At 29.9% G+C, this 23691-nt stretch carries 21 protein-coding genes; 8 read left to right on the top strand and 13 right to left on the bottom strand.

Annotated elements, in window-relative coordinates; genetic code table 11:
* Positions 1-197 precede the first annotated feature (197 nt).
* Positions 198-2432, top strand: a complete 2235-nt coding sequence (locus tag J5A73_RS05580; protein ID WP_211613753.1) for a P-loop NTPase fold protein — start codon at positions 198-200, stop codon at positions 2430-2432.
* A 174-nt stretch (positions 2433-2606) separates the two neighbouring features.
* Here the strand turns inward: J5A73_RS05580 and J5A73_RS05585 are convergent, their stop codons facing one another.
* From J5A73_RS05585 to J5A73_RS05605, 5 genes are all read right to left on the bottom strand, one after another.
* Positions 2607-3026: a transposase gene (locus tag J5A73_RS05585; protein ID WP_256438629.1), complete on the bottom strand. Its 420-nt coding sequence runs from the start codon at positions 3024-3026 to the stop codon at positions 2607-2609.
* A 126-nt stretch (positions 3027-3152) separates the two neighbouring features.
* The gene (locus tag J5A73_RS05590; protein WP_211613757.1) at positions 3153-4943 is read right to left on the bottom strand and encodes a tetratricopeptide repeat protein; all 1791 of its coding nucleotides are present in this window, start codon (positions 4941-4943) and stop codon (positions 3153-3155) included.
* Positions 4944-4965: 22 nt separating this feature from the next.
* The gene (locus J5A73_RS05595) at positions 4966-6114 is read right to left on the bottom strand and encodes a hypothetical protein (protein ID WP_211613760.1); all 1149 of its coding nucleotides are present in this window, start codon (positions 6112-6114) and stop codon (positions 4966-4968) included.
* A 350-nt stretch (positions 6115-6464) separates the two neighbouring features.
* Positions 6465-6722, bottom strand: coding sequence for a Txe/YoeB family addiction module toxin (locus tag J5A73_RS05600; RefSeq protein WP_211613762.1), 258 nt, complete (start codon positions 6720-6722; stop codon positions 6465-6467).
* Positions 6722-6979 carry a type II toxin-antitoxin system Phd/YefM family antitoxin gene (locus J5A73_RS05605; RefSeq protein ID WP_021766441.1) on the bottom strand — a complete coding sequence of 86 codons (258 nt, stop codon included), beginning with the start codon at positions 6977-6979 and terminating at the stop codon, positions 6722-6724. The genes J5A73_RS05600 and J5A73_RS05605 overlap by 1 nt, the downstream gene beginning before the upstream one ends.
* A 320-nt stretch (positions 6980-7299) precedes the next feature.
* Here J5A73_RS05605 and J5A73_RS05610 point away from each other — a divergent pair, with 320 nt between their 5' ends.
* A complete protein-coding gene (locus J5A73_RS05610; RefSeq protein ID WP_211613764.1) occupies positions 7300-8688 on the top strand; it encodes an MATE family efflux transporter in 1389 nt (462 codons plus the stop codon).
* Between the two features lie 139 nt (positions 8689-8827).
* On the opposite strand, the gene J5A73_RS05615 is transcribed toward J5A73_RS05610, so the two are convergent.
* From J5A73_RS05615 to J5A73_RS05630, 5 genes are all read right to left on the bottom strand, one after another.
* Positions 8828-9172 carry a hypothetical protein gene (locus J5A73_RS05615; protein WP_211613766.1) on the bottom strand — a complete coding sequence of 115 codons (345 nt, stop codon included), beginning with the start codon at positions 9170-9172 and terminating at the stop codon, positions 8828-8830.
* Positions 9173-9308: 136 nt separating this feature from the next.
* Positions 9309-10562, bottom strand: coding sequence for an RNA-binding domain-containing protein (locus tag J5A73_RS05620; protein WP_211613768.1), 1254 nt, complete (start codon positions 10560-10562; stop codon positions 9309-9311).
* 92 nt (positions 10563-10654) lie between these two features.
* Positions 10655-10852 carry an AraC family transcriptional regulator gene (locus J5A73_RS05625; RefSeq protein ID WP_249069479.1) on the bottom strand — a complete coding sequence of 66 codons (198 nt, stop codon included), beginning with the start codon at positions 10850-10852 and terminating at the stop codon, positions 10655-10657.
* Positions 10758-11327, bottom strand: a complete 570-nt coding sequence (locus J5A73_RS10455) for a hypothetical protein (protein ID WP_249069501.1) — start codon at positions 11325-11327, stop codon at positions 10758-10760. Before J5A73_RS10455 ends, J5A73_RS05625 begins: the two co-directional genes overlap by 95 nt.
* Positions 11328-11332: 5 nt before the next feature.
* A complete protein-coding gene (locus tag J5A73_RS05630) occupies positions 11333-11842 on the bottom strand; it encodes an SDR family NAD(P)-dependent oxidoreductase (protein ID WP_371813427.1) in 510 nt (169 codons plus the stop codon).
* Between the two features lie 79 nt (positions 11843-11921).
* Here J5A73_RS05630 and J5A73_RS05635 point away from each other — a divergent pair, with 79 nt between their 5' ends.
* From J5A73_RS05635 to J5A73_RS05660, 6 genes are all read left to right on the top strand, one after another.
* Positions 11922-12995 carry a transposase gene (locus J5A73_RS05635; RefSeq protein WP_256438630.1) on the top strand — a complete coding sequence of 358 codons (1074 nt, stop codon included), beginning with the start codon at positions 11922-11924 and terminating at the stop codon, positions 12993-12995.
* 493 nt (positions 12996-13488) lie between these two features.
* On the top strand, positions 13489-15228 hold the full coding sequence (locus J5A73_RS05640; protein WP_211613772.1) for a class I SAM-dependent DNA methyltransferase: 1740 nt from the start codon (positions 13489-13491) through the stop codon (positions 15226-15228).
* Between the two features lies 1 nt (position 15229).
* On the top strand, positions 15230-16429 hold the full coding sequence (locus tag J5A73_RS05645) for a restriction endonuclease subunit S (RefSeq protein WP_256438662.1): 1200 nt from the start codon (positions 15230-15232) through the stop codon (positions 16427-16429).
* A gap of 12 nt (positions 16430-16441) precedes the next feature.
* Positions 16442-19687: a type I restriction endonuclease subunit R gene (locus tag J5A73_RS05650; protein ID WP_211613776.1), complete on the top strand. Its 3246-nt coding sequence runs from the start codon at positions 16442-16444 to the stop codon at positions 19685-19687.
* 196 nt (positions 19688-19883) lie between these two features.
* Positions 19884-20234: a cupin domain-containing protein gene (locus J5A73_RS05655; RefSeq protein ID WP_094080280.1), complete on the top strand. Its 351-nt coding sequence runs from the start codon at positions 19884-19886 to the stop codon at positions 20232-20234.
* Between the two features lie 146 nt (positions 20235-20380).
* Positions 20381-20695: a helix-turn-helix domain-containing protein gene (locus tag J5A73_RS05660; RefSeq protein ID WP_211617339.1), complete on the top strand. Its 315-nt coding sequence runs from the start codon at positions 20381-20383 to the stop codon at positions 20693-20695.
* Between the two features lie 748 nt (positions 20696-21443).
* On the opposite strand, the gene J5A73_RS05665 is transcribed toward J5A73_RS05660, so the two are convergent.
* From J5A73_RS05665 to J5A73_RS05675, 3 genes are all read right to left on the bottom strand, one after another.
* Positions 21444-22715: an RNA-binding domain-containing protein gene (locus J5A73_RS05665; protein ID WP_211613778.1), complete on the bottom strand. Its 1272-nt coding sequence runs from the start codon at positions 22713-22715 to the stop codon at positions 21444-21446.
* 156 nt (positions 22716-22871) lie between these two features.
* The gene (locus tag J5A73_RS05670) at positions 22872-23057 is read right to left on the bottom strand and encodes a helix-turn-helix domain-containing protein (RefSeq protein ID WP_156894235.1); all 186 of its coding nucleotides are present in this window, start codon (positions 23055-23057) and stop codon (positions 22872-22874) included.
* Positions 22978-23571 carry a TMEM175 family protein gene (locus J5A73_RS05675; RefSeq protein ID WP_036099590.1) on the bottom strand — a complete coding sequence of 198 codons (594 nt, stop codon included), beginning with the start codon at positions 23569-23571 and terminating at the stop codon, positions 22978-22980. The genes J5A73_RS05670 and J5A73_RS05675 overlap by 80 nt, the downstream gene beginning before the upstream one ends.
* Positions 23572-23691: the final 120 nt, after the last annotated feature.

A 23691-nucleotide genomic window follows, 5' to 3' on the forward strand; every position in this document is an offset into this window, starting at 1 on the left:
TAAAAGATAAAAAAAATGTTATCGTTTTCAGTAATTGGATAATTTTATTTTTATTAATTCTTCCTTTTACTATTATAATATTGAAAAAGAAACTTAAAATAGAAAAATATTTATATAATTATTTAACATATTCTTTTTCTATAATATTTTTTCAAATATTTATATATAAATTTAAAATATTTAATCAGATAAAAAATTTGGCATATTTAGTATACAAAACAATATATCATAACGAAGTAAAAGGTGTTGTACCACCACCAATTGTTATTTATCTTATTCTATTTATAACTCTGTTTTGTGGTTTCATAGTAAATTATATAAAGAAATATAAAAAAATTGATACTGATAATCAAGATAAATCAGGTTTGATAGACAGTAGAAATCAAGATTTAGAAAAATTAAAGAATATTTTGGATAATACATTAGATTCCATTATTATAGATGATGAATGGGGAAATGGAAAAACATTTTTTATAAAAGAATTTATGAGAATATATGAAAGAAATTATGAATTTATTTATATAAAAGCCCCATATTTTCAAACTAGGGAAGAATTTAGGAAAGTTTTTTTGACTGAATTAAATAAAGTATTTATTAAAAGTGGAATATTTAATACATCTATTTCAAATTTAACAAAATATTTTGGTATCGAAATTAAGGGAATAACACTAAATCAAATAGAAAAAAATTATAATGAAACTATAGAAGAAATCGTAAAGAAAATGTGTAAATTAGATAAAAGAATTGTTATAGTTTTAGATGATTTAGATAGAATTGAAAAAGGAGAAGATATCCAAGAAATACTTAATTTCATTGGAGAAATAAATATTGAATTAGGTAAAAAAATAGGGCTTATTACTTTATCATCTTATAACAAATTAAACAAAAAGATACAAAACCATACAGAAAAAAAAGAAGGGGAAGATTATTTAGAAAAATATTTTGATAAAAAATTTTATCTTCAAAAAGTAAATGGAGAAGAACTAATTGAATATTTTTGTAAAGATAAAGATTTACAAAAAATTATAAAACAATGTGAACAAGCTATTCAAAAACATTATCTAGTTGTTTTCAATTTAGAAGTTGAAAAAGGAGAACAAAAGGAACAAAAAAAACAAAAGGAAACTTATCTCTTGAAGCAAACATTCCGTAATATTGAAAGACTTGTAAAAAATATAAGTAATATAAATATAGATAAGACTATTGAAAATAAAGAAATTTATAAAAAAATATTTGTATTATTTGAAATATTTGAATTATTATTACCTGAATCTTGGGAAAATTTAGAGATAGATCCTAAAATAAAATCACTTCTAAACAATATATTTATCTATAAAGATAACCCAGAAATTAATTTTGAAAGATACTATCAATTTATTGACTCATGCGCTAATGAAGTTTTAAATTATAAAAAATCTAAAACGCAAAATTATTTTTCAAAATATCAAAATATTAAAAATTTTATTACTGGAAAATCTATTAATAACAGTGAAAATATATTAATTGAAGAATATTTAGAAACTGCTAAAATTTTTAAATTTTCAGAAGATGAAAAAAAACAAATTTTAGATTTTTTTATAAGAGATAATAGAATAAGTAAATATGATTTCATTCAATTGTATATTCAATTTGAATTAAATTATAAATTATATCCAGACGATATAACAACTTTTATTGAAAAAATTAATAATAAATCAAATAATTGTGATAATTCTTCTATTGATAAATATTCATTAATTACATTGATTTGTAAATTTTTACTTAGGTTAAATCTAATTTCTCTAAAAGAGCTTGGAGAGATTGCTAAATTAAATGAGGACAATAATCTATCAAAAGAAAAAATATTTGAAAAATTTAATCAACATAAAAATAAACAAGAAATCTATAAAATTCTAGAATTTATTCTGGAAATTTATAATGAAACTTCTTCAATTTCAAAATACAACATTTTGATGTACAATATAAAACTTGGAATTATAAACTTTAAATTTAAAAATGATTTAGAATCATTACTCAATGCACTCAAAGAGGCAGAAAAAGAATTTAAAGGTGATACATGGCACACTATAGAAAAATATGATTTTATAGTTGATATAGAAGAAATTTTTAATCAAAGAAATCCAAATTTAGATAGTTTATTGAAAGAATATTTATTTCGATTCCATAAAAATGAAGATGAAAATACAAAATTGATTGAATATATTAAGACTTTAAGAGAAAATAATATCATAAAAGCAAACATCCAATATATTGTAAATTTAAATATATTGGAATTAGATTGGAAAGAAATAAATCCTACAATTAAAGAGATAACTGATAGTTTAAAAAATAATAATATTGACATAGAAAAATTCAAGAAAAAACTGAAAGAAGAAAATAAAGATAAATATGAAGAATGGAAAGACATTTTAAATGAATTACAAATTAAATAGTTTAAGGAGTGTGTCCATAATTTTGTGTAAACTCAAAATATAATATATGGTACAGGATGGTAGTTTTATCATCCTGTTTTTAAATTCTTCCTTCAAAATAAATACTTAACTGAGAATATATTTCTCCCCAGCCCGGTATTCTTCCAGTCCATTTCTTTGTTGCTTCCTTTAAGCTTAGGTATACTCATCAATTCCATAAAGATTATTAAGATGGTCCTCGATATCTCTGTTGCTCATTCCTTTAGCATAAAGAGAAAGAATCTGTCCTTCAATGCCAGTAATTTCTCTTTGATATTTAGGGATGATTTGAGGCTCAAACTCAGCATTTCTATCTCTAGGAATATCTAAGTCAATATTGCCATACTCACTTCTAACAGTTTTCTTGGAATGTCCATTTCTAGCATTAGAAGTAGTCTTATCTTTCATAGAATGTTTAGCATACCCCAGTTCATGCTCAATTTCAGCTTCAAGCATAGTTTGAATAGTACCCGAAAGCAAATCCTTAAGCATATCCTTAATATCATTAGTATCTTTAATATTGTAATCCTCAATCAGTGTTTTAAAAATTTCGTTGTCAATTTTCTTTTTAGCCATAATAAAAATTTTTGCATACCCTAATTCCCTAATTTTTCAATAATTTTTCTAATTTTTTTGTAGGTATAATTTTATTCCTTTCTATAACAAATTTTTTTGTTCAATAACTTAAATAACTTAATTTTTTTAATACCAATTATTAATAATAAATGTAGCTTTTTCAATACCTAACTCAGCAGCCTTTCTATATAATTCATAAGCTTTATTTTTATCTTTTTTTACTCCATATCCATTGTAATAACATTCTGCTAAATTATAATAAGCCCAATTGTAAGCTTTTTCTATTCCTTTTTTGAACCACTCTATAGCTTCTAAATCATTTTTTTCATTGTAATGTATAATTCCTATTGCATTTGCAGCTGAACCAGAAGCAGAATTTTCTAAATCATAAACTTCTTTGTATAATTCTAAAGCTTTCAAATAATTTTGAGGTACTCCGTTTCCATTATAATAACATTTTGCTAAATTATATTCTCCCCAATCATAACCTTTACCAAAACTTTTTTTATACCATTCTACTGATTCTTCATAACTTCCTTGGTTATAGCATACATTTCCTAAGCTATTCATTGATCTCCAATATCCCGCCTCAGCCGATTTTTTCAACCATTTTACACCTTCTTCTTCATCCTGTTCTATTCCATGGCCATACAAATACATATCTGCCAATTCATTCTGAGCAAAAATATCTCCGTCTTTAGCTAATTTTAAAACATCCTCAAATAATTCAAAAAAAATTCTATTTCTTTCATCTGAATCTTTAGGTAAAGAATAAGCTACATTTAAAGCTGCTAAAACATCTCCTGCTTCCTTACCTTTTATTCTCCATTCTTTTCCTTTTTCATTATCTTTCTTTATTTTTCCATATGGTTGAACATAAAATTCACCTAAAAAGTACATTGCTCTTCCATTACCACCCTCAGCAAGTCTCTTAAATAATTCAAATGCTTCTTCAAATTTACAATTAAGAAATAATTGTTCTGCCCTTTTCATTTCTAAATTATCGTTATTATTATAACTTATTTGATTTCCTCTTTGATTTTGAATTGATTCAATAGGTATTAATCCTTCTTTTACTTCAATTTTACTATTTATAAAATTATCATAAACTTCATTTATAGATAACGTAATAGTATCATCCAATCCTTCTCTTTGAATAAGGTTTCCTATTATTTTTTCCTTTTTCATCATTTTTCTTTGCATATCTGGAAGAAAATGATAGTCTTCAATTACTCCTAAAATCAAATTAGCAAAGAAATCATTTCTAATTGTTGATAATTCAAGATATATTTTTCCTATTTCATCTACTGAAATATTCATAATATCCATTAAATAATCTGTCAATAAAACTTCATCTTCTGTAATAATTTCCTGTTTTTCCATACTTCTTCTTAAAATATCAAGTTTTCTAGGTTCTTCCATTATTCTGTTATCAAATTGTGACATTATTTTACATATTGCAATTATTTTTTCATTATCAGAATAAATACCTTGTTCAATTTCAGTATTTAACATGTGAAAATTATCTACACTGTCTATTTTTTCATTTAATTTTACTACAAAAGCTCCCAACATTTGTTTTAATTGCAAGTGTTCTGCATAAAGTTCATTCAACTGTGTTCCTAAACTTATCATTACTTGACTATCAATACAGTTTCTATTATATAATTCAGCTATTGCTTGTGACATATAGGCATTTAATTTATCATGATTCTGTTTTATTTCTTCTCTTGTTGCTCTATTTTTACCTGTTACAGTTTTTACCATTCTTTGAAACCAATTTTGTTTCTCCATCTTTTCTGTTTTATCTTCTGTATCATTCATCAATGCTGTCATTCCTGATAAAATCATGTTTATTTTCCCTTGTGATTGTTGTGCAAGATAATTCATATCTTCTATTGGTATTAACTCATTCATTTTCAATTCTCCTATCTATCTTTTATATTTTATCATATAATTTTTTTAATTCGATATTTAATTCTAAACTTTTCTCTTTCATTAAATTGTTTACTTTATGTTGATTTTTCATACCTGAAACAAAATTATAGTACTGATTTGAAGCATTTTCCATACTTATCAGCAAATTATCGTATACATTTTCTAAATTTTGATAATATTTAGCTTGTGATAAAATTTTTCTATATTCCCCTCTTCCAAAACAAGGTGCAACTACTTTATTTACAATTCCCCCTACTACAATGGCAATAGGAATAGTTACTACTGTAGACACTCCTGCTGCTGTAATAGCCGCCGCTACAGGAATCATAATTCCCGAAGTTACTCCAGCTGTAACCCCAGCATCTCCTCCAGCTTTAAGAACTTCTTTCAAATATTCTTCGTCACTTATTTGACCTTTTTTCCACGCTTTATAAGAAAAAACAGCTTCTGTACCCATACCGATTACACAACCTACCAATCCAGCCTTTGCCATAGTTCCACCAACATTTTTAAAATTATAAACTGGTTCTGCACTTCCATTTTTTATTTCCTCTAAACGACTATCAGTAGATTTTTTTATTAATTGGTTATCTTGATAACTTTCTACACTTTCATAACCATTTTTTTGTACGACACTTACTTTTTCTGCATTTGTTACAACTGTCATATCTGTAGGTGTATTTTTTAAATGAGGGTTCGATTTTCCTGTATAGGCTTTCATCTGATATTCAGTTGATTTTCCTGTAAATATATTCATTTCAGTAACATCGCTCGCAGCTCTATTTGCTACATCTCCAGCATCATATCTATTAAATAAATTTTTTATATTATTTCTTTGCTGTGCCATCCAATCCCATTCATAACCTTTTCCTTGAAGTTGTTTCACAACCCATTCCTCTTTTCCAGCTCCTTGTGAAATATATTCCTGCATCGAATTATTACTAGAAAAAATTCCTGATCCCGCATAATTTCTATCCATCCACTTCCAAAATTCTACTTTATTCGCAAGTGCATTACTACTTTGAGCAGCAACTGCCCCCTGAGCAAGAATATTAACATTTTTTTTAGCTACAAGTTTACTTGTATCATCAATCATTTTTAATACTTCTTCCTCTTTCAATTCATCATTTGATTTAAATGAATTTTTCATTTGAATCCCTCACTTATCAAATTTATATTATTTTTTAAAATTTTTTACATTTATAGTATACCAAATAAAATTGTATAATTCAAATAGAAATCTATATATGACAGAGTAAAAAATATATTAAAATATTTTTGGCTGTCTTTTTTACAATTTCAAACCAAATATTTCCCATATTTTTTTCATAAATTTTCTTTAAATAGAATTTTTCTTAAAAATGACTCTACACAATAATATTTACAAATTTTGTTATATAAATTTCAAAAAGACAAAAAAAAGACCACTTAAATTAAGATTTTCTCTCAATTTTAAAGAAGTCTGTTTTTTAATCATACCTTTATTTTTCGTAATTCCCATTATTCATAATGATTTGCACAGGCAATAACTACTATACTTGTTTCTGTCAGTTTATATATAAATCTGTGCTTATCTGTAATTCTTCTGCTCCAGTATCCACTCAGTTCATGCTTTAAAGGCTCAGGCTTTCCTATTCTTTCATTGCCATTCCTTTTGATGTCTTTTATTATTTCATTTATTTTTTTGACTATTTTTTTATCCTGTTTCTGCCATTCTTCATATTGCCCCCATGCAATATCTGTCCATGTTAAATTCATTATTCCACCTCAATTATATCATGTATTTGTACATTCCCCGCTTCCGCTTCCGCTTTACTTTTTAACAGTTCATTATAATATTTCTTATTTGACATAATGTAAAGATTTTCCATCAAATTGTTATATTCCTCTTCACTCATCAGTACCACATTTTTGTCGTTTTTTCTTGTTATAATGACTGTTTCATAATCATCAGTTGCCTTATCACAATATTTTTTTAAATTATTTCTCACATTTGAATAATTTGTAGCTATCATACTAATCACCTCTACTTATTGTACAATATTTTTGACAAAAAATCTACATATTTTATATCAATTTTTTTTATTTTTAAAGTCAGTTTATTCTACAATAAATTCTTTTATTCTAAAATCTACCATAATATTCAGAATTAAATAAAAAAATTTGAAAACCTTTACCAAATGTAGTAAAATACTCTTAAGATATTATTTTTTACCATACTAATATGATGGCTTAAAACTGGGATTTTTTCTCAGTTTTCTTGTTACAAAAAATATTTTTCTCTTTTATTAGAGATAATTTTATCATATTTAAAAATTTTGGAAAGGAAGGAAAAATGGGAAAAACGAAAGCAATAAATGAGCGAAAAACTAAATTTGGTACAGAACCTGTTGGAAAATTGCTGATTTCACTTGCGGTTCCTGCTATTATTGCTAACTTGGTTAATGCTCTTTACAATGTTGTGGATCAGATTTTTATTGGGCAAAAAATTGGGTTTCTTGGGAATGCAGCTACGAATGTGGCTTTTCCGCTTACGACAATTTGTCTTGCGATTGGACTTATGACTGGAGTTGGAGCTGCGACTAATTTTAATTTGGAATTGGGAAGAAAGCGTCCGAAAAGGGCAAAAAGCGTGGCTGGAACTGCGGCTACAATGTTACTTTTAAGTGGTGTCATTTTGTGCATATTAATTAATATTTTTTTAAGACCAATGTTGGCGGCCTTTGGGGCTACTAATCAAATTTTTGATTATGCGATTGAATATACTCAAATTACATCTCTTGGAATACCGTTTTTATTATTCTCGATAGGAGCAAATCCTATGGTTAGAGCTGATGGAAATTCCTTTTATTCAATGCTTGCGATAGTTATTGGAGCTATTACAAATACGATTCTTGATCCGCTGTTTATGTTTGGATTTAATATGGGAATGGACGGTGCCGCTTGGGCGACTGTAATTGGGCAATTTATCTCGGCAATTATGCTAGGATTATATTTTTTCAGATTTAAAAGCGTAAAATTTGAATTGAAGGATTTTAAGATAAAAATTCGAGAAATTTGGATTTTGTTTATGTTGGGAACATCGCCTTTGATTTTCCAATGTTCTGCACTAATTGTTCAAATTGTGACAAATAATTTATTGAAAATTTATGGTGCGAAATCTATTTATGGAAGTGAAATTCCTATTGCCGTTGCTGGAATTGTTATGAAAATAAATGTCATATTTATAGCGATTTTATTGGGATTAACGCAAGGAGCACAGCCTATTGCTGGATTTAATTATGGAGCAAAAAAATATACAAGGGTTCGAGAAATTTTAAAATTATCTCTAAAAGTGGCTTTTATTATTTCTTTAGTGGCATTTGCAATCGCCGAACTTTTCCCTGTTCAAATAATTTCTGTCTTCGGTAACGGAAGCAAACTCTACTTTCAATACGGAACAAAATATATGCGAGTATTTTTATTCTTCATATTCCTAAATGGTATTCAAGGTGCTATTACAATGTTTTTAACATCAATTGGAAGGGCCTCAAAAGGAGCCTTTTTGTCACTTGTAAGACAAATTATATCACTTTTACCATTACTAATAATTTTACCACATTTTATGGGTATTGATGGAATTATGTTCGCATTCCCAATAGCAGATTTCATAGCTTTTGTTGTATCTGTGATTGTTTTGAAAGGCGAAATGAAGAGTATTCCGAAAGTGAATCAAGATGTATAAAAAATTTAGAAAATTGTAAGATTTGAAATTTTTAAAAATAGATTTCATTGAATTAAAAGCTATCTCATAAGGGTTATTTTATGAAATAGCTTTTTCATTTTTCAATTATTTTTTACTAAATATAAACTTTACATAAAAATTAAAGACCTGCTGGATCATAAAATATAATTCTCTTATCATAATCTATTGCTATATTGCCCCCTTCGTTCATAGATAAAGTTGAATTTTTATAATATCCAAGTATTGTTACTCTTATATTTCTACATCTTAATCCATTAATTCTACATAATTTGAAATTCATAACAGTTCTCGTACCTCCTCCTCCGTGTACCTCTTCTCCCATCGTATACCTTCTTATAACCTTTCCTCCTTCACAATATCCCTTTTCAACTGTAATCTGAGGATAACCAAGTCCAAATGAAAAGCTCAAATTTCCTAAAGCTAATGACAAAAGAATTACAATTGTTTTCATAAAAATCAGCACCTTTCTTAATATATTTTTCGATTTTATATTATTTTACATCACTATTCTTTTTTTTGATTAGAATATAATCTGATTAATAAAAATTTATACTTTATATATACGACAAAAATATTTACATCGGTTTTTTGTAGTTTTTTTAGTTTTTATGATACTTAGTTCCTCTTCCATTTCCAATAGTTACAATATATTTTTTCTCAACCAAAGATTTCAATAATTTCAAATTTTTGTCCTTTTTAAATCCTGTTATTTCTGTTATTTCTTTATTCGATAAAATATTTCCATCTTTTAATGTTTCAAATACAATTTTTTCATCTTTAGACAAAAATATTTTATTAAAAATTGTAAAAAGTGTGATTTTTATTGAGTTTTCATTAATTTCATAAATAGGTTTTGTGCTATAATTTCTGTAAATTTCATTTATTCTTCTTATTCCTGTTCCAAACATTTCTATATACTTCAATCTAAAAAAAACATTTCCTAAAATAGGATTTCTAAGTTGTGAAATTTGTCCGTTTAAATATTCTTTTTCAGTTATTCCCGAAGGTAATCCTCCTGGAGAAACAACTTCAATTCTATTCTCAAACATTGATATTCTTATATTTGAATTTATATCCCAAGTTCTATGAATTATCGCATTTGCAATCACTTCTCTGAAAGCTTTTTCTGGTATTAGTTCTTTTTCAATTCTTTCAAACCCCCGTATTTCTTCATACTTATAGTATCTTTCAAATACTTCTATAGTTTTATGAAATTGAGAAAAAATAGACATATTGATAAATGTATTTCGGTCAAGAATCTCATTTATATCCTTACCAAATCTCGCAATATCTATTCCTGAAAATGAATTCCTATCTGCTACAAGTGCCGCAGCATTATTATAACCTTCTTTATCATTATACAAACTCAATGTTTTAAGTAAATCTATAGAGAAATTTTCAATTGCAAGTTTTTCCTTTAATTCTTTTTTCAATACTTCAAATTTTAAATCTTGATCATTTGATCGTAACTCTTCAAAATATCTGTTCATTCCTTCCAAAGTAAGTCTATTCAATTCTAACCTATCAACTTCAATAGTTGATGTATCATTTCTTTTATAGGCTTTTCCTTTGTATAAATACGGTTTATCAAGTCCCTCTTTAACTACAAGTGTTATAGTTCTATCCCTATTATTTTTTATAAAACTAAAATTAGGTTTTGGTACAATATTATCATTTATTTTATTTTCAAGATTTAAACACGTCTCATCCAAATCATCTATCCCTACAACTTTTCCATTATCATCAATTCCAAAAATTATTCTACCTGAACCATAATTAGCAAAAGCACTCACTGTTTTTAAAAAAGTATTTGTTATTATTAATTTTAATTCTAATTCTCTATTTTCTTTCATACCTTTAAATCCTCCTGAAAAAATTATACCATAATTTCGTCAAAAATGCGACAAAAAAAATACGTCGGTTTTATAACGTATTTTAATATCTATTACTTCTCTTTCTGATACTGCGAAACCGTTTTCCCAGTCCATTTTTTAAATGCCCGATAGAAGGACGAAAGTTCCGTATATCCAACCAAATAAGCTATTTCATCAATTGAAAGTTCCTTTGCTTCCAAATAATTGAAAGCCATTATTTTCTGAATATCTTTCACCAGCTGATTGAAACTGGTATTTTCTGCTGACAGATTTCTTTGAAGAGTCCTTCCACTTATCCCAAACTCTTCTGCTACATTTTCCAATCCAAACTGTCCACTCGGAATAAGCTGAAAAAGTTTCAAATGTCTCACGTTCCATTTCTGACAGTTTCTGTTTCAATTGCGGTTCCAAATATTCCACCATTATATTATTCGCCATCAAAAATGGCTTTTTCAAATCTTTCATACTAAAAATTATTTCATTTTGCTTTGCTTTATTTATCGTAGCATTTATCTCCTTTATCAATAATTCCCCATACTCAAAAGGACTTGTAACACTTACTGGAGATATTTTCTTACCAATTCCTTTATTCAATAAATTTATTAGCATAAGCTGTTCATTTAAAACTGCAAAACGTGGCAATTCCTTTTCCCTTTGTTCAAAAAAATACTGCACTTGAACTATTTCTTCAAACTCTTTAATTTCCAAAAGCACAGGCCCTATTAATTTTTTATATTTTGCCAATCTTTTTAAGCCTTCAAGTCCATTTTTTGAAGAAAGTGCCGCAAAAAAAGTGGGTTAGAAAGCATATTTCCTGAATATTGCTTTTTCATCCCTTCGGCTGTCTTCAATGCTTCTTTTTCATACGCTCCACTTTTTGCAGAATTTGCCAGTTTATCTGCAGCAATAATTCCCCATTCAGTTTTTATTCCACCTGGCTCAATAAGTGAAACATCTATTCCAAAATCAGCCACTTCCATACGTAACGCATCACTGAATACCTCAAGTGCATATTTAGTTGCATGGTACCATGCTCCAAAATAAGTTGTCAATCTTCCTCCCATCGAAGAAACATTTATAATTCTACCTGATTTTTGTTTTCTCATATGTGGAAGCACTAATTGAACCAATCTAGCTAACCCAAATAAATTCACCTCAAACTGCATTTTCGCTTCACTTATTTCAACATCTTCTATCGCACCATAAGAACCGTACCCCGCATTATTTATCAGAACATCAATACGCCCTTCATTTCCAATTTATGAAATAATTTTATCAGAAAAATAAAATTTGTTGAATAGCAAATAACGACATTTAATTGACAATTCATGACATTTTTTGTTTGTTTTTCCATTTTTTAATTGGTATATAGGCTCTATCTGTCCTATTATCCACAAGTTCCCTCTTACTTGTAAGTCTAAACTTTGTTCTTCATGTGGTTTCAAATATTCCAGTATCTGGTCTCATAATATTATGAAACTCATTCTGAATATTGAACATCGGCATGTACTCTTTACTATACCTAAAGAATGCAGACAATTTTTCTTCTATGACAGAAACCTACTCTCAAAGCTTTCTGCCGCCGTTAATGAAATCTTTAAGTTCACCTTCCATAATATCAGTAAGAAAAATCTGAGAAAAAATAAAATATCAAAATTTTCCAAAAAATATTTCACTGACTCTGACATCGTACACTACGGGCTCATTTCAATTATACATACCTTCGGAAGGGATCTTAAATGGAATCCACATATCCATGCCATTGTTTCTCTGGGAGGATTTACTAAAAATTTTGATTTCAGAAAAATGAGACATTTTAATGTGGATACTATTGCCGGTCAATGGAAGTATCATGTCCTCAAAATTATTCAGAATGGAGAATATAATGACAGTAAAATTAAAATGAAAGCCTTGGACACTGTTTCAAAACTTTACAAAGAAAACAAAAGATTCTTCTTTAATGTCGGTGACAGTGACATCAACAGCACAAAGGATATTATCATATATCTTGGAAGATATCTCGACCGTTCTCCTGTTGCCGAATACAAGATTACTGAAATTGATGATGATAAAGTTACTTTCTTTTTCAATGATTTAGCTAACAATAAAAAGAAAACTTTCATTACAATGTCTGCTGAAAAATTTATCTCACAGATTCTCATTCACCTGCCTCCTAAAAACTTTAAAATGGTAAACAGGTACGGCTTTTATTCAATATATATTTCCGATAAACTTAAAAAGGCTATGCAGCCTCTTAAGAAAAATATTGTCGTATTAAAATATTCATTCTATCAGAGACAGATGTACATAACTTTTGGAATGAATCCCTTTTTCTGTCCTGAATGTAAAATCAGGATGATTGTCTGGGAATTCTATTATTATCTATATCCGCCACTTAAAAAGTACCATTAATATTATTTTAATCTAACATGGTTGGATATTTTGTAATACAATTTTTTTTATTAACTATAAATAGAGGAGACGGTTGCCTCCTCTAAAAGTCATTCAATATATTCATAAGTATATCTTTTTAATTATTAAAAATAAATTTACTTTACTTATAAACAAGAATAATATCTTGAAGGACTGGGTACTAGGAAATTTCATATTTATGTGGTATAATAAAACTATATTAATAAGTGAAAAACGAAAAGGAGATGCGTATGAGTTTCCCTGAAGAAATAAAAAAATCAGATAGCGCTCATTTCTGACACAACAGGATTTTGCCGATAAGATCGGTGTGACTTTTTCTACATTGAATCATTGAGAATCAGGATATGCAAAGCCAAACTTAAGAGCAATGAAGAGCATTAATGCTTTTTGCCTTAAGAACAATATTCCTTATGAAACAATCGAGGAAGCATGGATTGATTATAAAATTGAAAAATAAAGGAGCATTACTGCTATGACAGATAAAGAGTTAAAAAAACTGAAAGATACGCTATGGCACTCAGCCGATGTGCTTCGTGCGAGTGCACATTTAGCTGCAAATAAATATGGTCAGCCTATCTTGGGACTTATTTTCCTTCGATATGCGGATATCTTATATAAACAACACAAGGAAAAAATTAAAGCAGAATACAATCGTCTCAAAGGCAGTCGTATGGAAAAGTCCATCAAAGAAATCTCTATCGAGAAATGTGGCTTCTATCTCCCTGAGTGTGCTTACTACGACTTCATTAACAATGCACCGGACGATGCAAACAAGGCTACTCTTGTAAAAAAAGCTATGGAAGCCATTGAAGATGAGAATCCTAAAATGAATGGTGTACTTCCAAAAGAAGTTTACGCACAGTTAGTACCGGAAGAAGAGCCGGAGCTTCTCTCTAATATCGTACGTATTTTCAAAGATATTCCGGAAAACAGTACAATCGATATCTTCGGTGAAATCTATGAATATTTCTTAGGTAACTTCGCACTTGCAGAAGGTAAGGATGGAGGAACATTCTATACCCCTGCAACTGTTGTTAGATATATGGTAGAAGTTTTAAATCCACAGCCGGGTGAAAAGAAGTTCTTAGATCCGGCCTGCGGTTCCGGAGGTATGTTCGTACAGGCCGCACGATACATGCATAATCACAACGCCAGTGAAAGCGAGCAAATGAAGTTCCGTTGCTATGGTGTTGAGAAAGAACCGGACACTGTAAAACTCGCTAAGATGAACCTTCTTCTTAATAATGTTCGTGGTGACATTACGCAAGCTAACTCATTTTATTCTGATCCATATAATGCATTCGGGCAATTTGATTATGTAATGGCGAATCCGCCCTTTAATGTAGATGAAGTTGTTGTTGATAAGGTTTCTGACGATGCTCGTTTCAATACATATGGAGTGCCAAGAAACAAGAGCAAATCAACAAAGAAAAAATCTGATAAGAAAGAAACTGTACCAAACGCAAACTATTTGTGGATAGGTTACTTTGCGACTGCCTTAAATGAGCATGGTAAAGCAGCACTTGTTATGGCTAATTCTGCATCTGATGCATCCGGTTCAGAATATGAAATCAGAAAGAAAATGATTGAAGAGAGCATCATCTCTCAGATGGTAACTCTTCCTTCTAATATGTTTTCATCAGTTACCCTTCCTGCGACTCTGTGGTTCTTTGATAAGCAGAAGCCAAACAGTAATAAGAAAAATGAAATCTTATTTATTGATGCAAGAAATGTGTTCACACAGGTAGACAGAGCACACAGAAAGTTCTCTGATGAGCAGATTAAGAATCTTGGCGTTATTACAAAGCTTTATCATGGAGATACACAGGCTCTTGTTGATTTGATTGATGAGTATAAAACTGAGCTTGCTAATGCACCGGAAACTTCTGATGACAAAGAAGTTCTCACAAAAGTATATTGGCAGTCACAGATTGACTGGTTAACAGAAAGATTTCCAGACGGTGTATATGCTGATGTTATAGGTCTTTGCAAAGCTGCACCGATGGATGGAGAGGATGGAATTATCGATCAGGACTACTCCCTTAATGCAGGACGTTATGTTGGTGTGGTTATTGAAGACGATGGTTTAACACAGGAAGAGTTTAAGGAAGAAATGCTCTCCCTTAATTCTGCATTTATTTCTTTAAGTGTCGAGGCAAGAAAACTTGAAGAACTCATTGAAAATAATTTGAAGGAATTGTTGGGTGAGTGAGATGAGGTATATTCAATTGGGTAATTTAGTAGAATTAAAGCAAGGAATGGCGATTAATGCAAAAAGCAATTATCTTGTGTCTAAAGAAGAGACGCCTCTTGCTTTGTTAAGAATTGCTGATATGCCCACAAAGTCAAAGGTTATATTTATGAGTGAGAACACTCCTAAAAGATTTATTGCGTCTGAAGATGATATCATTTATACAAGAACTGGTCAAGTTGGATTAGTTTTTCGAAAGCAACAAGGTGTTGTTCATAATAACTGTTTCCGCGTTATTCCTAATAGCGAAGAGAAACTAGATAAAGGTTATTTATACTGGTATCTAAGTCTTAATAGTATAAGAAATTTTGCGAATAGCATAGCTTCTGGTTCAGCTCAGCCAGATTTACCACATTCAACATTCAAAAAAATTAGAATTTGGCTTCCGCATATAACATCACAAAAGAAGATTGCTAAAATACTTGATCAATATGAACTATTAATCGAAAACAACAACAAGCGTATCAAGTTGTTGGAGCAAATGGCAGAGAATCTATATAAGGAATGGTTTGTTAGATTCCGTTTTCCGGGATATGAAAATGAACACTTTATCGAGGATATTCCATCATCTTGGAGTTATGTTCAGTTAGGTGACATTGCTTCGTTTGATAGAGGCATTTCATATTCTTCAGATGAGATAAACTGTGATGATGGCATTAACCTAATTAATTTAAAAAATGTTCAGTCATATGGTGGTTTTAGACGTGATGGTACAAAGCAATATAATGGCAAATACAAAGACTCGCAAATTGTCGTAGCTGGGGATTTAATCCTTGGCGTAACAGATATGACACAGGATAGAAGAACTGTAGGTTCTGTTGCACTAATCCCACAGCTCTCAGGAACATCTGTTATTTCTGCAGACCTTGTTAAAGTAAACCTGAAAGTGCCAAATGTATTCTTTTATTGCATGTGCCGATACGGATTTTATTCCAAATATTTTTCTCAGTTTGCGAATGGAGCAAACGTATTGCATTTAAAACCAAATGTACTGTTAAACAAGAAAATTCTATTACCAATAGCTGAACTGATTGAAGCGTTTGCTGAAAAAGTTCAGCCTATGATAGATATTATGGATGACTTGAATTGTCAAAATGATTTACTTACAAAGCAAAGAGATTTGCTTTTACCACGCCTAATGAGCGGAAAACTTGAAGTTTAAGGAGGTGTTCATATGCGTAATTTTATATCTGAAGACGATATTGAACAGGCTATACTTTCAAAATTAAAAGCTGAACCATTTAAATATGATATCCTCATTTGTGATGCTGATCCAAGCAAGCGTGATGATTTGAATGATGGCACAGGAAGAGCTTCTAAGAAGGAATGTGTTCTTCCCTATGTTATGCTGTCTTCCCTAAAGCGTATCAATCCAACTATCGAAGAAGATAAAATTAAAGAGATAGTAAAGACGTTAAGGCAAGATTATACAGGAACGGACATTGTAGATACCAACTACAAATTATATAGGCAAATCCGTAATAATATAAAAATCACAGTTCGTAGAAACGGCAAGGAAGATTTTGATTTTGTAAAATTGATAGACTTTGAGCATCCAGAGAACAACACTTTCACAGCGGTATCTCAGATGTGGATTCAGGGGAAGGTCTACTACAGAAGACCGGATATTCTTATCTTTGTCAATGGTATGCCCCTTGTGTTTATTGAACTGAAAAATAGTATTGTTAAGATTGAAGAAGCCTACAACAAGAATCTGAAAGATTATATCCGAGATATTCCGAATCTCTTTGCATTTAATCAGATTTGTGTGCTTTCAAATGGTTTGGAGACGAAGCTTGGTGCATTTAATGCAACCTATGACTATTTTTTTGAATGGCTCAAGGTTGATAGCGAAAAAGAAAAACTGGACAGAGAAGCAATTCTTGCTACGGATAATGTTAAGGATAGCTCTGTCAGATATTTTGTAGATGGTCTTCTTAACAAAGATAGATTGATTGACTATATTGAAAACTTCATTCTCTTTGAAAATCAGAGAATAAAGATTATTGCAAAGAATCACCAGTACTTAGGCGTTAATAATCTGATGGAATCAGTCAAGAACAGAAAAGAGCTTAATGGAAAGCTTGGTGTCTTCTGGCATACACAGGGTTCAGGCAAATCCTATTCTATGGTTATGTTTACACGTAAAATGAAGCGTAAGATTCAAGGTAATTTCTCGTTCCTCGTTATTACAGACCGTGAGGATTTGGATACTCAGATTCATAAGAACTTCGTACGTACTGAGGTTATTGGTTCTAAAGAAGAATGCCAGCCTAAGGATAGTAAGCAGTTAAGAGATTTTCTAACTACCAATAAGGCTTTTATCTTTACTTTGATTCATAAGTTCAGATACGATAAGACAAAGAAATATCCCGTCCTTTCTACTCGTGACGATATTATTGTCCTTGTTGATGAAGCACATAGAACGCAGTATAAGGATTTGGCAGAGAACATGAGAACTGCACTTCCGAATGCTAATTTTGTTGCATTTACCGGAACGCCACTCCTTGGCACAAAACGTCTGACAAATCAGTGGTTCGGAGATTATGTATCAGAGTATAATTTTGCACAGTCTGTTGAAGACGGCTCTACAGTACCTTTATTCTATTCCAGACGAGTTCCGGAAGTTGGGCTTGAGAATGATTTCCTTGACGATGACATTGTGGACATTATCGAAGAAGAAAATTTAAACGAGGATGAAACACGTCTGTTAGAAAACGCATCTTCTCGTATTTTAGAGGTCATCAAGCGTGATGACAGACTGGACAAGGTTGCACAGGATATTGCCTATCACTTCCCAAGACGAGGCTTTCTGGGAAAAGGTATGGTTGTATCTGTCGATAAATATACTGCTGTCAAAATGTATGATAAGGTTCAGCATTACTGGGCTATAGAAAAGCAGTATATCATGAAAGAGCGAAACACAGCTTCTACCAAAGAAAAATGTGAACAGCTCACTCGTATTCTTGCTTATATGAATAAGGTTGAAATGGCTGTTATCATTTCAGAGGAAAATGATGAAGAAGCCAAGTTTGCAAAGCAAGGTTTAAAGATATCTGAGCATCGTGCAAAGATGAAAGAAATCACACCAGATGGCAGAGATATTGAGGATAGATTCAAAGATCCTAATGATTCGTTGCAGCTCGTATTCGTTTGTGCGATGTGGCTGACAGGATTTGATGTAAAGAATCTTTCTACACTCTACTTGGACAAGCCGATGAAAGGACACACACTGATGCAGGCAATTGCTCGTGCAAACAGAGTGTATCCAGGAAAACCTGCCGGAATCATCGTGGATTATGTCAACGTGTTTAAATACATGAAGAAAGCATTAACAGAATATGCCACTGGTGATGACGGAACAGAATTCCCTACGAAGGATATTGACCAGCTAATAGGCTATATCGACGGTACAATCGATGAAGCAGATTCTTTCTTATTATCTTTAGATATTAATTTGGAAAAGATAATTGATGATTCAAATACTCTTGATAAGCTAGAGTTATTACGAAGTGCCTATGACACTATCGTTGCCAAAGATGATAATAAAGAGGAGTTCAAAGTTATCCTCAATACTTTGACGAATCTCTATGAAGCATCAAAGCCAGAAATCTTTGAGAAGAATTGGAGCAACGATAAGTTTGCACCGCTTGTGTATCTGCATGGTCTTTTTTATCACACTATTGATGATGAAAAAGTCGCTCGTGCCAGACAGAAAATGAATCAGATTCTGGATGGCAGTGTTACAGCAAGTCAAGAGTTTGTTAATTATGTACGTGAGGAACCTGCACAATACATGATAAAAGGCACAAAGGCTATTGATCTTTCTAAGATTGATGTCGAGCTATTGAGAAAAGAAATCAAGGTTGCTAAGTATAAAGCTATTGAGATTAACGACCTTAAGGAATACATTGAGCAAGCACTCGAACACATGCTTAATAGAAACTGTACAAGAAACAAGTTCTCAGAACGTTTCAAACGCATCATTGATTCCTATAACGCAGGTGGTACTAAAAATGAGGATTATTACGAGCAACTTGTAAAACTTCTTGAAGAACTTCGTCAGGAAGATAATCGTGCAAATATAGAAGGTCTTACAGAAGAAGAGCTGGAAATCTATGATTTGCTGATTGCTGGAAAGAAATTAACACAGGCCGAAGAGCAAAAAGTAAAACTCTCAGCTAAGAACCTTTATAAGAAGCTAGTCGACAATCGTAGTAGTCTTCTTGTAGTAGATTGGTACAAGGATGAACAGCCATGTGCTAAGTTAAAACATGAGGTAGAACTATCGCTGAACGATGATTTGCCTGAAAGCTATGATAAAGCAACATTTGATTCCAAGGTATCTCTGCTCATGAACCATTTCGTGGATATGGCAGTACAAGGATATGGTTGGATGGTGCAGCATAATAACACATAAAAAAGGAATTTGTATTTATACTATTTTTTTATTTCTTTTTCCACCCCATATATATTATAGAGCCTTTATTCAATAATTTTTCTTCGTATTTCCACAATTTATACCAAAAGGTAACTATATAACAAAAAAGTGCATTCTTGCTATTTGTTTCATTATGTTATAAAATAAACACATAAAAGAAAAGGAGGAATCATATATGAAAAATTATTCAATAGGAATTGCGGATGGAGCAAGAACAGAATTTCATCAAACATTAGGATTAACAGGAGCGGAAGTAAGTTTTAACAGTTTACCTGCAGGTGTAAGCGTACCATTTGTTCATTCACATAAAGAAAATGAGGAAATATATATAATTACAGAGGGTAAAGGTACTCTGACAATTGATGGTGAAGTTGTTAAAATAAAAAAAGGAAATGTAATTAAAATATCCCCTAATGGTAAAAGACAATTTGCAGCCGCAGATGATGAAGGTATCAGCTATGTATGTGTTCAAGTAAAGGAAAATTCATTAACTTCATATACTGAAAATGATGGTATTATATATTAATAGGGTTTGTCTCAAAAAGAAAATTTAAAAATAATGTGGGAGCTGTATTTTTGAATTATTTAAAATTTTTAAATTTTGAGACAGCTCTTTTTTTGTACTTACTTAAAGTATCATATGATGATATAATGAATACAAGAGGTGATTTTATGAGAAAAATATATACAGAATGTCCAGTTGAATATACTGCTTCATTAATAGCTAATAAATGGAAAATACTAATATTGAGGGATTTATTAACTGGTACAAAAAGATATAATGAATTAACAAAATCTATAGTCGGAATCAGTGCAAAAGTTTTAACTGAAAATTTAAGACAACTTGAAAGTGATGGAATAGTTGTAAGAAAAGTATATCCAGTTGTTCCACCAAAAGTAGAATATTCTCTTACAAAGAAAGGTAGTGAACTAAAACCCATTTTTGATTTAATGAACGAATATGGAAATAAATATAAGAAAAAATAAGTATACTGCACCCAAAATTTTGTACACACCCTATAAAGTGATATTACAAATTTTAAGCTAATATCACTTTTATTTTAAACTTATAACCTATTTCCTAAAAAATTCAATTTAAATCTCCTAATCTCTTTATCTTCTTCTCTCATCTGTGAATCATTTTCGTGAATATTTCCTTTTTCATCTACATATCTTACAATTTTTCCATTAGAATCGAAATAATATCTTAATTCATAAATTGCAAGAACTTTAGAGTTATCTGTCCATATAATATGTTCTGTAGCTGTTAATTTTTGATATACAAATTAAACTCTGTTATTTTTAATATAATTATTCCCTGTATTCATTTCCTGTTTCAAAATAGAGATGACTCACTATTTTTTTCATAACAGGACAGCTCCATTTTTATTCCTCTCATCCGAATTCATTATTCTACTTCAATTATACCATGCATTTGTATATTCCCCGCTTTCTCTTTTCTTTTTAACAGTTTATTGCAGTATTTCTTATTTGACATGATGTAAAGATTTTCTATCAAACTATTAAACTCATCAGTACTACATTTTTATCGTTTTTTCTTGTTATGATTATTGCTTCTCAATCATCAATAACTTTGTCACAATATTTTTTCAAATCCTTTCTCAGACTCGAATAATTTGTAACTATCATTAAAACCACCTCTATATTATAATATAGTCTTTTTGAAAAAAATCAATACGATTTATACTTTTGCAACGAAAAAAATAATTTTCTCTTATTTCTTTAATTGATATTTTACAGAACGTCCTTTTCCCAACTGTTCAACAATACTTTTTTCAATTAAACCATTTATCGATCTTATAACTTTTGATTTATTATAGCCACTTAATTCTTCGATTTCTTTTCTACTTAATTTTTCACGCTTCTTAAGAATTTCAAAAACTTTTACTTCCCCATTGACTAAATTACTTGGAACTGTTTCAATTATTGGTAAAGTTATTCTTATGCTATTTTCATATATCTCAAAAGACGGTTTTACAAAATTTTCCCTGTATTCATATTTTATTCTTTTTATTCCTGTTCCAAATTTTTCAATTATTCCTAGTCTATAAAAAATATTTGCTATTATGGGATTTCTCAAAACTGAAACATAGCCTCTCATATATTCATCTTCTGACATTCCTGGAGGTAAACTTCCTGGCGATATAATCTCAATTTTATCATTTGACATTACTATTTTTATATTCGCATTTATATCCCACAATCTATGAACTATTGCATTTGCAACAGATTCCCTGAAAGCTTCTTTTGAAATTTTTTCTTTTGTTACACGCTCAGCTCCCACTATTTCTTCATATTCATAATATCTTTCAAATGTACTGATTGCGTCAGAATATTGTTCAAGTATGGATTTTCTTTCAATATTTTCCCTTAATAATATTTTATTTATATTTTCACCTAAAACTACTATATCAATTCCAGAAAATTTTCTATTATTATTGTCTGCAAAAAGTTCAGCAGCTATATTAAATTTCTTATTTTCATATAAATTCAATGTTTTTAGTATATCCAAGTTCAGTTCTTTTATTCCTACTATTTCTTTTAATTTTTTTTCTAAAAACTTAAATTCTAATTTTTCATTTTCTATTTCAATTGTTTCATAATCTAGATTACTTCCCTGTAGTATCAGCCTGTTCAATTCAACTCTGTCTACTTCAACTGTTGATGTGTCATTTCTTTTATAGGCTTTACCATTGTAATAATATGGCGGAAAATCTCCTTTTTTCACATTTAAAACAATACAATTTTTTCCTTCTATTTTTTCAACATCCAATGTATATTCTGGCTTAGGTTTTATACTGTCGTTAATGGTGTTTTCTATATTAAGTTTATTTTCTGTCACTTTTTCCAGCCCTATAATTTCTCCATTATCGTTTATCCCAAAAATTATTTTTCCATCTTTATAATTAGAATAAGCAGAAACTGTTTTCAAATAACTTTTACTTATTTTTTCCTTAAATTCTATTTTTTTGCTTTCTTTTCTCATATAAACCCTCCATTTATATAATCTACTTAAAACAATATTTTTACAAATTAATTATACTTCATTTTTATCACTTTTGCAACGAAAAGATTTTCGTTCCATTTTTCGTTCCATTTTGCAACGAAAAAAATACGCCAAATTTATGACGTATTTTAATATTTATTCTTTTTCTTTTCTATACTGCAATACTGTTTTCCCTATCCATCCTTTAAATGCACGATAAAACGATGAAAGTTCCGTATATCCAACCAGATAGGCTATTTCATCAATTAAAAGTTCCTTTTCTTCTTTTTGCCGCCTTATATTGTGCGGGAAGTACAATTCCAAGTAAAGTAATATAAACACTTATCATCATTGCAGGCGGATAAAATATACACGATATTATTAACCCAATTATTTTTATACTTATATTAACTTTTATCCATCTTATCATTGTTTTTAATGATTCCTGCGATTCTTTATCATGTTTATTTACCTTTTCTATCAGATACAACGAAATTATATTGCAGAATGTAACAGCCAGAACTATTACCCCATAAAATCCTTGCGCTACACTACTGTTATAATATAAAGTGACAAAAGAAGTTACATATGGAAAAAATGAGGAAAAGAAAAGTAGTACTACATTTACCCAGACAATTGACGGTGTAATATATTTTATTTTATGCCATTCATTATGCAAATTTACCCACATTGTTCCAAGCCAGAAAAATGAAAGCGTATATGCAAAAAAATCTACTCTCAGATTCCAAAGTGCTTTTAAAGTTGCTGTTTCAGGTTTTTTCAGTTCTAATATAAGAATTGTCATAATAATTGCAAGTACGGCATCCATAAAAGCTGCCAATCTTTCTTTATTCATAGTTAAACTCCATTCCATGATTTTATAATAATACAATTATATCATAAATCAGTAAGGAATTTAAATTTTTAGTTTTTCATATATAATCTCCTTCATTTTCTTATTTTTATTTCCTTATCT

The organism is Leptotrichia sp. oral taxon 218 (genome assembly GCF_018128225.1).
GTDB lineage: Bacteria > Fusobacteriota > Fusobacteriia > Fusobacteriales > Leptotrichiaceae > Leptotrichia.